The sequence below is a fragment of the Acidovorax facilis genome, from assembly GCF_023913775.1.
GTDB classification, from domain to species: Bacteria; Pseudomonadota; Gammaproteobacteria; order Burkholderiales; family Burkholderiaceae_C; genus Acidovorax; species Acidovorax facilis.
The window spans coordinates 1-11,143 of the sequence record NZ_JAMXAX010000174.1; the positions used below are offsets into that span (position 1 = coordinate 1).

The following is an 11,143-nucleotide window of genomic DNA, read 5'->3' on the forward strand; positions in this document are numbered from 1 at the left end:
GGGCTATCAACATGGCTTCACTCCCTGGGTGGATTGCAAGGACTCTATCAACTCCTTTAGAACCGCTCGCGCCATGAAGAGTGGATAGCGTTTGGAGTCTATGCAATCGTCCGGGATGTGACACCTATGCAGTGCTGGCATTCCCCGTCTTTGCGTCTTTCTACACCCACAGCGCCTGGAATCCTGCTCTGGTGATGACATTGAGCAATGTGGTCCTGGGGTTGTTCATCAGCCTTGCGCAACAGCACCGCCACGATGGGCTGTTGCTTCCGCTGGCGGCATTCCTGCTTGTACAAATCCACCCCTCTGCAGCGCCATTGTTGCTGGGCCTGGGAGCCTACGCACTGCTGAACTACCAGGTTCTCCTGAACCGTAGAACGCTGGCTTCCCTGCTACTCATTGCAGGGATGACAGCCGTGTGGGGAAGCCAATCAGGGGCCGTCTCGAAGCTGTTGTCGCCCGCGCCTGCGTCGGCCGCCACAGCCTCCGGCCATGGCTGGCTCAGCAATCTGTTGGACATGGACAAATGGCGTGACGTTTTCCTGATGCCCTACAGCGCCATTGAGAGCATCCAGCCGGCCATCAGTGGACTGGGCGCACTGACGGCCTTTCACCTGACTCTGATGCTGGGAGGGGTGTTGCTGGGCATCGTCTATGCAGCAAAAGAGCGGACCCTCCGCTGGATATTGCTCACCACGGTGCTGTGGTTCATCGTTTCCATGGCTTTTCTAAGCCAGGGCGCTTTTTGGCACCTGGACGTGGTGCACCCGTGGCTTGCAGTATTGGCGGCCTATGGTTTGGCGCGCGCCAGCGAAAAAGCGTCACTTTCGACCGGGCACTTCAATGCCCTAGCCACAACATCCTTGGTCCTCGTTGTCGTCGCCCATCTGAACCTTTACCTTCAGTTCGAGAAAAGGGGCAAATACGATCTCCTGCTCGCGTCGCTGTTTTTCCCCAAACTCGAACCCCTGGAATACAAGATTCCGGGGTACACATTCAAGTACCTGCATGAGATGCGCGACGGCCTGTCGAGCCGAGGGATTTGCCAGGACCAAGTCATCGGCCTGGACCCCATGGTGATGGGCAACGCCGTCAACCGGAAGCTCGACGCGCCTTGCCCCTCTCCGGCTACGACGGGGCAGGTTTCGCAGACCCTTTATTTCATCGCCAGCGATCAGGATGCACTCCGGTTCGACTTCACCAAAGGCTTGCAGGCCATGACCACAGTGGGCGCCAGCGCGATTTATGCAGTCCGCAACACTGGTGCGCTGGTCAATGGCAAGGCAGAAAACAATGTCCTGTCCAACAAAAAGATCGACTACATGACCTTCCTGCCAGCACGACTCGCAGAAGGCCTGACCCTCACCCTCCCGCCTGCGCCAGAAACCATCGTGCGTGTTGCCTTGCGGTGCGGCAGGGACTACCCCATCGAACAACAGGCCCATTGGAAGGTGCAGGGCGCCGAGTACAAAAAACCCCTGACCACCGCGCACGCCCGGTACCTTGGTTCCAACTACTACGATCTGGAGTGGACACTGACCATGCCCGCAAGCCAAGTCTACGGCGCCACCATTTCGTCGACGCTGGGCCCACTGGACTGCGACGTTTCGGCAATTACCCGTCCCATCACTGCGCACTGAGGGGGCGAACTCCCCGGAAAGACCACGCAAAGCCCATGTGCGCGTACCGCCCGGCCCCGATGCGTCCCACACCAAACGATAGAAAGAGATGAAAAAAGCCACCCCGCAGGGTGGCTTCTTGTCTTGCCGTAACTCCATCCCCTGTGCGGGGGATTTCAGATCAGTGGAACTGCTCTTCTTCGGTCGAACCCGTCAGGGCCTTCACGCTGGACGAGCCGCCCTGGATCACCGTGGTCACGTCGTCGAAGTAGCCTGCGCCCACTTCCTGCTGGTGCGATACGAAGGTGTAGCCCTTTTCGCGTGCTGCGAATTCAGGTTCCTGCACCATTTCGGTGTAGTGCTTCATGCCTTCGCCCTGGGCGTATGCATGGGCGAACTGGAACGTGTTGAACCAGTTGATATGGATACCGGCCAGCGTGATGAACTGGTACTTGTAGCCCAGGGCCGACAGGTCTTCCTGGAAGGAAGCGATCTGCTTGTCGTTGAGGTTCTTCTTCCAGTTGAACGAGGGCGAGCAGTTGTACGACAGCAGCTTGCCGGGGCAGGCGGCGTGCACAGCTTGCGCAAATTCACGGGCGAAGCCGATGTCTGGCACGCCGGTTTCGCACCACACCAGATCGGCGTAGGGGGCGTAGGCCACGCCACGGCTGATGGCTTGCTCCAGGCCGTTCTTGACGCGGTAGAAGCCTTCTTGCGTGCGCTCGCCAGTCAGGAAGGGCTTGTCGTTGGCGTCGTGGTCGGACGTGATCAGGTTGGCGGCTTCAGCGTCGGTACGGGCCAGAACGATGGTGGACACGCCCATCACGTCAGCGGCGAAACGTGCGGAGATCAGCTTTTCGCAGGCTTCTTGCGTAGGCACCAGCACCTTGCCACCCATGTGGCCGCACTTCTTCACGGCAGCCAGTTGGTCTTCGAAGTGAACGCCAGCAGCGCCGCTTTGAATCATGTTCTTCATCAGTTCGAAGGCGTTCAGCACGCCGCCGAAACCGGCTTCTGCATCGGCCACGATGGGCAGGAAGTAGTCGATGAACTCCTTGTCGCCGGGGTTGATGCCACGGCCCCACTGGATTTCGTCGGCGCGCTTGAAGGTGTTGTTGATGCGGCGAACCATGGTGGGCACCGAGTCGTAGGCGTACAGCGACTGGTCGGGGTACATGGTTTCGCTGGTGTTGCCATCAGCGGCCACTTGCCAGCCCGACAGGTACACGGCTTCGAGGCCTGCCTTGGCCTGTTGCATGGCCTGGCCGGCGGAGATGGCGCCGAACGCGTTCACATAACCCTTCTTGGCGCCGCCGTTGATCTTGTCCCACAGCTTTTCAGCACCGCGCTTGGCCAGCGTGTGCTCAATGGGCAACGAGCCGCGCAAACGCACCACGTCGGCAGCGGAGTAGCCGCGCTTCACGCCCTTCCAGCGGGGGTTGGTCGCCCAGTCTTTTTCCAGGGCGGCAATTTGCTGTTCGCGGCTCAGTTGTTCGTTGAGGGATTGGGGCATGAGATCACTCCAGAGGTTGGTTGAAAACGCCGGGCTGCTTGTGCCGCCCTTGGAGACAACTTTAAGTCTTCTATAAGACTTGTGCAAGCTCTTATGTCTTATAGAAGAGATAAATTTTCTCTTTGAAAAACAACAACTTAGCCACAGCATTTCTCAATACAGAAATTGATTTCTCATATCGAGAAAAAATGCGGCAATGCAACATCTATCGTATTCCACATTGAGGAATCAAAATTCCGTATTGCAAAAAACAAAGATCGTCATTCACAACACGGCCGAAGGCGGCGCTTGCAGCCAGTCCCCCCCGGCAATCCGGGGTGCAGAGACTACATACCGGGGATTGATCTCATAGACCAGGCAAGGCACGCCCTGCCCGCCCACATCAACCACGATCTCGCGCTTCACATACTCGTCACTGGGGGTCGCCCCCAGGTCCTCGATCTCGTCCAGTACGGCTTCCAGCGCTGGCTCGATGGCATACACCTCCCCGTGCACCACCCCCAGGGGCCCGCCCAACGCCATGCCGGGATAGGCCCCCAGGTGGTAGAGCACCCCAGGCACCTGGGCGGCCCCCATGAATCTTGGCGCCGGGCGAAGGCGGGTGATGTCATTGGATCCGCCGCGCCGCAAGGTGCCATAGACAAAGACATGGCGTGCAGGGCTGGCGGGCGGGGTTTCGTCGGGCATGATGCGCACCTCCTTTTCGTTGAGCGATCACCAGTCTAGTGAACACCACTCCCAGCCGCCCCTTTGCCTACCTGTGCCTGGCCCTCAGCATGGCGCTGGTGGGCAGCTACGTGGCGCTGTCCAAACCGCTGGCCGCCGTGCTGCCGGTTTTTCTGCTCGCATGGATGCGTTTTGGCATTGGTGGCATAGCCATGCTGCATTGGCTCCGCAAACCTGTGGATGAGCCGCCCCTCGCCCCACAAACCCGGCGGCTGTTGTTTCTACAGTCGTTTCTGGGCAATTTCCTGTTCACCATCTGCATGATCTATGGCGTGAGCCTCACCGATGCGGTCACGGCCGGAGTGACCCTGGCCGCGATTCCCGCCGCGGTGGCGGTGATGGGCTGGCTCTTTTTGCGCGAACGCGTGGCGCCACGCACCTGGGCCGCCGTGGTCTGTGCCGTGGCGGGTATTGCCTTGTTTTCGCTATCAAAACAAGAGCATTCAGCGCATATTGGACAAGCGCTAGGCACCCAAAATACTCAAAACCTTGCATGGTTGGGGCCCTTGCTGCTGCTGGGCGCGGTGGTGTGCGAAGCTGCTTACACGGTGATCGGCAAGATGCTCACCAGCAGTCTGGGCCCCAAGCGCATCACCTCGCTCATCAACCTGTGGGGCTTTGTGCTGTCCACGCCGTTCGGGCTGTACGCCGCCTGGCATTTTGACTTTGCCGCCGTAGGCTGGGGCACCTGGACGCTGCTGGTGTTCTACGCGCTGGCCGCCTGCGTGTGGACGGTGTGGCTCTGGATGACCGGGCTCAAGGCCGTGCCGGCTGCTCAGGGCGGCGTCTTCTCGGTCATGTTGCCAGTGAGCGCGGCCCTGGTCGGCGTGCTGGTGCTGGGCGAATCACTGACCGTCTGGCAATGGGCGGCGTTTGCCATCGCGCTGGCCAGCATGCTGCTGGCCACCCTGCCCTCACGCACAGCGCTGCGTGTCGGCCGACGCGACAATCAAGCAGGCTGACGGCAGCCCGACCGCGATCGCTACGCAGCCAAGGGCTGTGTGCTGACCACGATGCCATCCGCATCGGCATACAGCCAGTCGCCCGGCCGCACCCAGACCCCCTGGATCTGCACGGCCACATCGCGCTGCCCCTCGCCACGGCGCTCGGTGGGCAATGGCATCAACCCCAGCGCACGAAGGCCGACGGCTGCCGCGTTCAGTTCGGCCACGTCACGCACGCAGCCATCCACCACCAGGCCGGCCCAGCCATTGCGCGCAGCGGCAGCCGCCAGATTGCCACCCACCAGAGCGCGGCGCAGCGATCCACCCCCATCCACCACCAGCACGCGGCCCTCACCCGGTGACTCCACAGCAGCCTTGACCTGCGTGTTGTCCTCATGGCACTTGACGGTGCTTACGGGGCCCGCAAACGCGGCCACACCGCCAAAACTCTGGAAAACGGGGGGCAAAACGCGGAAAGACCCGCTCATATCACCCTTGTGCTCGTCGCAAAAATCACAGGTGCTGAAGGGGGCGGAGGAAGGTGCAGCAGTCATGTTTCGAAAGCCTTTCAGGCGGAATGAACAACAGGGAAAGCGGCTAGGAGGCTGCGCGGCAGAAGGAACATCGGCTGCAACGTGCGATAAACCGGTCTCGCGCGTTTCGCTTCGATGCCTTCTGCCGCGAAGCCTCCTGGCGCCGGGCCACGCAGGTTGCCCCGCATTGTCATACAGCCCCAGGGGCAGGCCCTCAAACGCGGCCCGCGCAGGCCGCTTTGTCAAGGCAGGAGCGCAGCGTGGGCAACTTATTGGCCTGCACGCGGCACCACGGCTACAAATCGAGGCAAAAAAAGCCGTTTCTCCCTTGGAAACGCGTTTTTTTCCCAGTAGCATCAGCCTGCCAGTGGGAAAGCCTAGTTTTCGCTGGTGAAAATTTACTTCCAACAAGGAAAACCCAACATGGCAACTGCAAAAAAAGCTCCGGCAAAAACAGCCCCCGCAGCCAAGACGGCTGCTGCCCCCGCCAAGAAGCGCACCCCCAACGCTGCTTTCATGAAAGCGCTCACGCCCAGCCCCGCGCTGGCCGCCGTGGTGGGCTCGGCACCGCTGCCACGCACGGAGATCATCAGCAAGCTGTGGGTCTACATCAAGGCCAACAACCTGCAGGACGCCACCAACAAGCGCAACATCAACGCCGATGCCAAGCTCAAGGAGCTGTTCGGCAAGCCCCAGGTCTCTATGTTTGAGCTGGCTGGCCTGATTGGCAAGCACGTCAAATAATCCCCGCACCTAGTGCACCAAAGAAGCCGGCTCAGCCGGCTTTTTTTCGCCTGTACTCCGGCAGACTGTGGCGCATTAACATCAATGCAAATGAGAATGACCCGCATTTGATGTAACATAATGAAGCAAGTCGAAGCACAGCCATGTTGACCTAGCCACTGCCTCTCGCCTGCGCCTGGCGCCCCGCGCGCCATCAGCACATCCCCACCGACGGAGGCCATCTTGGCAAAACCACGCGCTCAGCGCCGCAGCTCCGTGCTGCGCCCACAACAATCTTCTCCTTCCTTCGTGTCCACCACACCGCGCGGCCTGTCGTCCGACAAGGCCCTGCTCCCGCTGGGCGCACTCATGTTGGCTGCCTCTGTGGGCGCCATGGCACAGACCTCCACCCCCGAGAAAACGCTGGCCCCCGTGGTCGTCAAAGAACGTGCCGAAGCCCCCGAGGGCAAAGACAGCGTGCGCGCCACCGAGACCACCATTGGCAAGGGCAAGCAGCAGCTGCGTGACATTCCACAGTCCGTCACCGTGGTCACCGAACGCCTGATCGACGACCGCAACCTCGACACCGTCAAGGAAGCCCTGAAGAACACCGCTGGCATCACCTTCCTGGCGGCAGAAGGCGGCGAGGAAGACATCCGCCTGCGCGGCTTTGCGCTGCAAAGCACGGGTGACATGTTCATCGACGGCATGCGCGACCCCGCGTTTTATGACCGCGACACCTTCAACCTGGACCGCGTCGAACTGCTGCGTGGCTCGGCGTCGATGCTGTTCGGCCGGGGCTCCACCGGCGGCGCGGTCAACCAGGTGAGCAAGGCCCCGCGGCTTATCGATTCACACCAGGTCGACCTGACCCTGGGCAGCCACCAATACCGCCGCATCACGGGCGACTTCAACATCCTCACCGGCGAAAACGCTGCCCTGCGCCTGAACGCGATGAGCACCACGGCCGATAACAACGGCTCGGGCAGCAGCATCGAGAAGAAGGGCATTGCCGGCACCTACGCCTTTGGCATCGGAACGCGCGACGAGTTCTCCGTGAGCCTGTACCACCTGGACAACAAGAACGGCATGAACTACGGCATGCCCTGGATCCGCCGCAGCGCAGGCTCGCCCGCCAGCGACACCACGCTGCTGCCGCTGGACCCCAAGGCCTACTACGGCGCAGCCAGCGACTACAACGCCGGCAGTGCAAGCTTTGCCACGCTGGGCCACATCCACCGCTTTGACGGCGATGCCGAGCTCAAGACGCAACTGCGCGTGGGCCGCTTCGAGCGTGACCAGCGCGCCGGCGCCATCCGCCTGGCAGCGGCCGCCCAGCAACCCGGCGGCGTGGCTGCCACGCTGGAGAACTTCGGCCCGGCCACGCGCCTGACGCGCGGCACGCACCTGAAGATTCAGGACATGGACACGGTGCACCTGCAAAGCGACTTCAGCAAGAAATTTGAAGCCCTGGGCTACAAGCACGAATTGCTGGCAGGTGCAGACTTTTCCCACGAAAAGAAGACCGTGTATGGCGCACGCACTGCAGCGCAAGGGGGCGTCAATATCACGAAACCGCCAACCACCGTGGGCACACCGAACGACGGCGTCGGCGTGGACGAAACCCTGCGCGTGCTGCGCGACACCAGCAACTTTGAAGCCAAGGGCTTTGGCATCTATGCCCAAGACCTGATCCAGATCGCTCCGCACTGGAAGCTGCTGGCCGGCCTGCGCTACGACAACATGGACGGCCGCTACAACACGTTCGGCATTCCTGCCGATGCGCCAGGCCCCGTCACCACCACCAGCTACCGCCAGAAGATTTCCGAGTGGAGCAAGCGTGCAGGCGTGCTGTACCAGCCCAACGACCTGCAGTCGTACCACTTCTCGTACGGCACGTCGTTCAACACATCGGGAGACACGTATTCGTACAGCGCCCAGACGGTGAACACGCCGCCCGAAGCCAGCCGCAACATCGAAATCGGCGCCAAGCTGGACTCGGCCGACAAGCGCTTCACCACACGACTGGCCGTGTTCCACTCCACCAAGTACCGTGAGCGCAATACCGACCCCGACCTGAACATCGCCGTACTGTCGGGCAAGCGCCACGCCGCGGGTGCCGAGATCGACATCACCGGCCGCTTGACGTCCAAGTGGGATATCTATGGCTCATACATGTGGATGCCCAGCGCAAAGATCGACATCGGTGCTGAAGGCGCCGAAGGCCAGGGCACACGCCCCTCGCTCACGCCCCGCCACAGCGGCACGGTGTGGACCACCTACCAGATCACACCCGAACTGCGCGTGGGTGGCGGCCTGAACTTCCGCAGCTCGCAAACCCCCAACCGCAACCCCGGCTGGGAAGTGCCCGGCTACGTGACCGCCGACCTGATGGCCGAATACGCCATCAACGAGCGCTACACGATCAAGGCCAATCTGAGCAACGTGACGAACAAGCTCTACGCCGACTCGATCTACAGCGGCCACTACATTCCGGGCGCGGGCCGCGTCTTCCAGGTCACGGCCAGCATGAAGTTCTGATCGGCCTCACACGTTACTTCAAGGTATTTGCCGCCCCCTCATCGGGGCGGCTTTTTGCTTTACGACCCTGCCATGTTGCTCACGCTCCCCGATCTCCTCTCGCCACAAGATTTGCATACTGCGCGCCAGTTGCTGCGCAACGCGCCCTGGGCCGACGGCAAGGACAGCGCTGGTTCTCAGGCCCGCCAGGCCAAGAATAATGAACAGCTGCCCCGCGACTGCGAGGCTGCGCAGCGCATCGCCGCTCTGGTGATGGCGTCGCTGGACCGCAGCGCGCTGTTCCTCACCGCCACCCTGCCCAAGCGCGTCTTTCCCCCGCGCATCAACCGCTACGGCGGCGGCGCCAACCACTACGGCGACCATGTGGACAGCGCCGTGCGCCAGATGGCGGACCGGCGCGAACGCCTGCGCACCGACATCTCGTGCACCGTGTTTCTGTCCGAGCCCGACGAATACGACGGCGGCGAGCTCTGCATCGACGACACCTTTGGTGAGCAACGCGTCAAGCTGCCCGCAGGCCACGCGGTGATCTACCCCGGCACCAGCGTGCACCAGGTGCGCCCCGTGACCCGGGGGCACCGTATGGCCTGTTTCTTCTGGGTAGAAAGCATGGTGCGCAGCGACGAGCAGCGGCGCCTGCTCTACAACATGGACATGGCACTGCTGCGCCTGCGGCAAGAGCACGGCGAATCGCCGGAGACCGTGGCCCTGACGGGGACGTACCACAACCTGCTGCGCATGTGGGCGGATACGTGAGCCATCCGGCCTCCGATCCCCGCACCGTCCTGCCGCCTGGTATCGTGAACCTGGCGGACCACGAAACCCATGCCGCCACCCACCTGGAGCCTGGAGCCTGGGCCTATTTCAACGGGGCTGCGGCCGACGAGATCACGCTGGCTGCCAACCGCCATGCCTGGGACCGGATGGGTCTGCTGCCCCGCGTGCTGCGCCCGCTGGCGAGCGGGCACACGCGGGTGGAACTGCTCGGCCGCACGCTGGCCCACCCCATCCTGCTGGCCCCCATGGCCTACCAGCGCATGGCCCACCCCGATGGCGAACTGGGCGCCGCCTATGCCGCAGCCGCCCTGGGCGCAGGCATGGTGCTGAGCACCCAGGCAAGCACCCGGCTGGAGGTCGTGGCCAATGCCATCCGGGACGACGTGGGGCGGGGGCCATTGTGGTTTCAGCTGTACCTGCAGCACGACCGCGATTTCACCCGCGAACTGGTCGAACGGGCCGAGCGCGCGGGCTACGAAGCCCTGGTACTGACGGTAGACGCCCCCTGCCATGGCGCACGCGACCGCGAGCGCCGTGCCGGGTTCCGCCTTCCGACCGGCATCACCGCCGTTAACCTGCTGGGCATGCTGCCCGCGCCGGAAGTCCCGCTCGCCCCCGGCCAAAGCGCGCTGTTCGACGGCCTTCTGCACCACGCCCCCACCTGGGCCGATGTGCAGTGGCTGCAGTCCATCACCCGGCTGCCCGTGCTGCTGAAAGGAGTGCTGCACCCCGACGACGCCCGCGAGGCCACCAACCTGGGCGTGGCGGGGATCATCGTCTCCAACCATGGTGGGCGCACGCTGGACACCACGCCCGCCACCGCCACCCAGCTGCCGCACGTGGTCGAGGCAGTCCGCGCGGTGAGCGCAGCGATGCCTGTGCTGGTGGACGGAGGCATCCGGCGCGGCACCGACGTGCTCAAGGCCATGGCCTTGGGAGCCAGCGCCGTGCTAGTGGGGCGCCCCGCCGTCCACGGCCTGGCCAATGCTGGCGCAGCTGGCGTGGCCCACGTGCTGCGGCTGCTGCGCGATGAACTGGAGATCGCCATGGCGCTCACCGGCTGTGCCACCCTGGCCGACGCGTCCCCGGCGCTACTGGTGCCGCGTTGACGACCTGCCCGCCCCGTGGGCCTTGTCCCCGTTGCGGGAAATGATTTATTGCAAATGCGATAGATTCGTATTTATAATCAGATCACCTTCAACAGCCAGCCACACTGCCTGCCGCCATGATCGTCTGTGTTTGCCGCCGGATTTCCGACCGTGAGATTGCCCGCCACGCACGTGCAGGCATGAGCTTTGACGAAATCCAGTTCGAACTGGGCGTGGCCACCCAATGCGGGTGCTGCGAAAGCTGCGCCCGGGATGTGGTGGCGCAGTGCAGTGCATCGAGTCCGGTGGCCGCCCTGCACAATGAGGCAGCGCCGAAAACGATCCAGCTTGCCAGCTCCATCCTGGAAAGCAAGTCATGGAACTCCTCTCTACACTCGCAGGCAGCCTGATCCTCGTCGCAGGCTCGGCCTGGTGGATCTTTCGCAAATAATCGAGGTCTTTTAGGGCGCTAGCGCTTGATTTACAAGCGCTAGCTGCTATCATTTTTATGTCTCACCCAGATCGATTTGCCACCCCCGGGGGCCTCAGCCGCAATACCGTGATCGTGGGCTCCGTCGTCGCACTGCATGTTGCGGGCCTCTGGGCCCTGCAATCGGGCCTGCTGCGCAAGGCAGCCGAAGTCATCGTGCCAGCAGAACTGCTGACCGAGTTCATCGCG

General features: G+C 62.5%; 10 protein-coding genes and 1 pseudogene. 8 read left to right on the plus strand and 3 right to left on the minus strand.

The genetic code is table 11. The features are described 5' to 3' along the window. Positions 1–131: 131 nt before the first annotated feature. Positions 132–1,640 (plus strand): hypothetical protein, encoded by a 1,509-nt coding sequence (locus tag NFX52_RS27505; RefSeq protein WP_252635916.1) that lies wholly within the window; start codon positions 132–134, stop codon positions 1,638–1,640. A gap of 160 nt (positions 1,641–1,800) precedes the next feature. Here the strand turns inward: NFX52_RS27505 and aceA are convergent, their stop codons facing one another. Both aceA and NFX52_RS27515 read right to left on the minus strand, forming a co-directional pair. Continuing rightward, positions 1,801–3,132: an isocitrate lyase gene (aceA, locus tag NFX52_RS27510; protein ID WP_055402695.1), complete on the minus strand. Its 1,332-nt coding sequence runs from the start codon at positions 3,130–3,132 to the stop codon at positions 1,801–1,803. A gap of 264 nt (positions 3,133–3,396) precedes the next feature. Continuing rightward, the gene (locus NFX52_RS27515) at positions 3,397–3,819 is read right to left on the minus strand and encodes a gamma-glutamylcyclotransferase family protein (protein ID WP_055402715.1); all 423 of its coding nucleotides are present in this window, start codon (positions 3,817–3,819) and stop codon (positions 3,397–3,399) included. Positions 3,820–3,857: 38 nt separating this feature from the next. On the opposite strand from NFX52_RS27515, the gene NFX52_RS27520 reads away from it, so the two are divergent. Further along, complete coding sequence (locus NFX52_RS27520) at positions 3,858–4,820, plus strand: DMT family transporter (RefSeq protein ID WP_156358894.1); 963 nt, start codon at positions 3,858–3,860, stop codon at positions 4,818–4,820. Between the two features lie 20 nt (positions 4,821–4,840). Here the strand turns inward: NFX52_RS27520 and rraA are convergent, their stop codons facing one another. Continuing rightward, positions 4,841–5,356 (minus strand): ribonuclease E activity regulator RraA, encoded by a 516-nt coding sequence (rraA, locus tag NFX52_RS27525; RefSeq protein WP_055402699.1) that lies wholly within the window; start codon positions 5,354–5,356, stop codon positions 4,841–4,843. A gap of 402 nt (positions 5,357–5,758) precedes the next feature. On the opposite strand from rraA, the gene NFX52_RS27530 reads away from it, so the two are divergent. From NFX52_RS27530 to NFX52_RS27555, 6 genes and pseudogenes are all read left to right on the plus strand, one after another. After that, positions 5,759–6,079: an SWIB/MDM2 domain-containing protein gene (locus NFX52_RS27530; protein WP_055402700.1), complete on the plus strand. Its 321-nt coding sequence runs from the start codon at positions 5,759–5,761 to the stop codon at positions 6,077–6,079. 348 nt (positions 6,080–6,427) lie between these two features. Then, complete coding sequence (locus NFX52_RS27535) at positions 6,428–8,599, plus strand: TonB-dependent receptor (protein ID WP_238385814.1); 2,172 nt, start codon at positions 6,428–6,430, stop codon at positions 8,597–8,599. Positions 8,600–8,671: 72 nt separating this feature from the next. Further along, complete coding sequence (locus tag NFX52_RS27540; protein WP_055402717.1) at positions 8,672–9,355, plus strand: Fe2+-dependent dioxygenase; 684 nt, start codon at positions 8,672–8,674, stop codon at positions 9,353–9,355. After that, positions 9,352–10,485 carry an alpha-hydroxy acid oxidase gene (locus NFX52_RS27545; protein ID WP_207401851.1) on the plus strand — a complete coding sequence of 378 codons (1,134 nt, stop codon included), beginning with the start codon at positions 9,352–9,354 and terminating at the stop codon, positions 10,483–10,485. The genes NFX52_RS27540 and NFX52_RS27545 overlap by 4 nt, the downstream gene beginning before the upstream one ends. 116 nt (positions 10,486–10,601) lie before the next feature. Continuing rightward, complete coding sequence (locus NFX52_RS27550) at positions 10,602–10,874, plus strand: (2Fe-2S)-binding protein (RefSeq protein ID WP_055402706.1); 273 nt, start codon at positions 10,602–10,604, stop codon at positions 10,872–10,874. Positions 10,875–10,972: 98 nt separating this feature from the next. Next, a pseudogene (locus NFX52_RS27555) lies at positions 10,973–11,143 on the plus strand (energy transducer TonB); the annotation flags it as partial.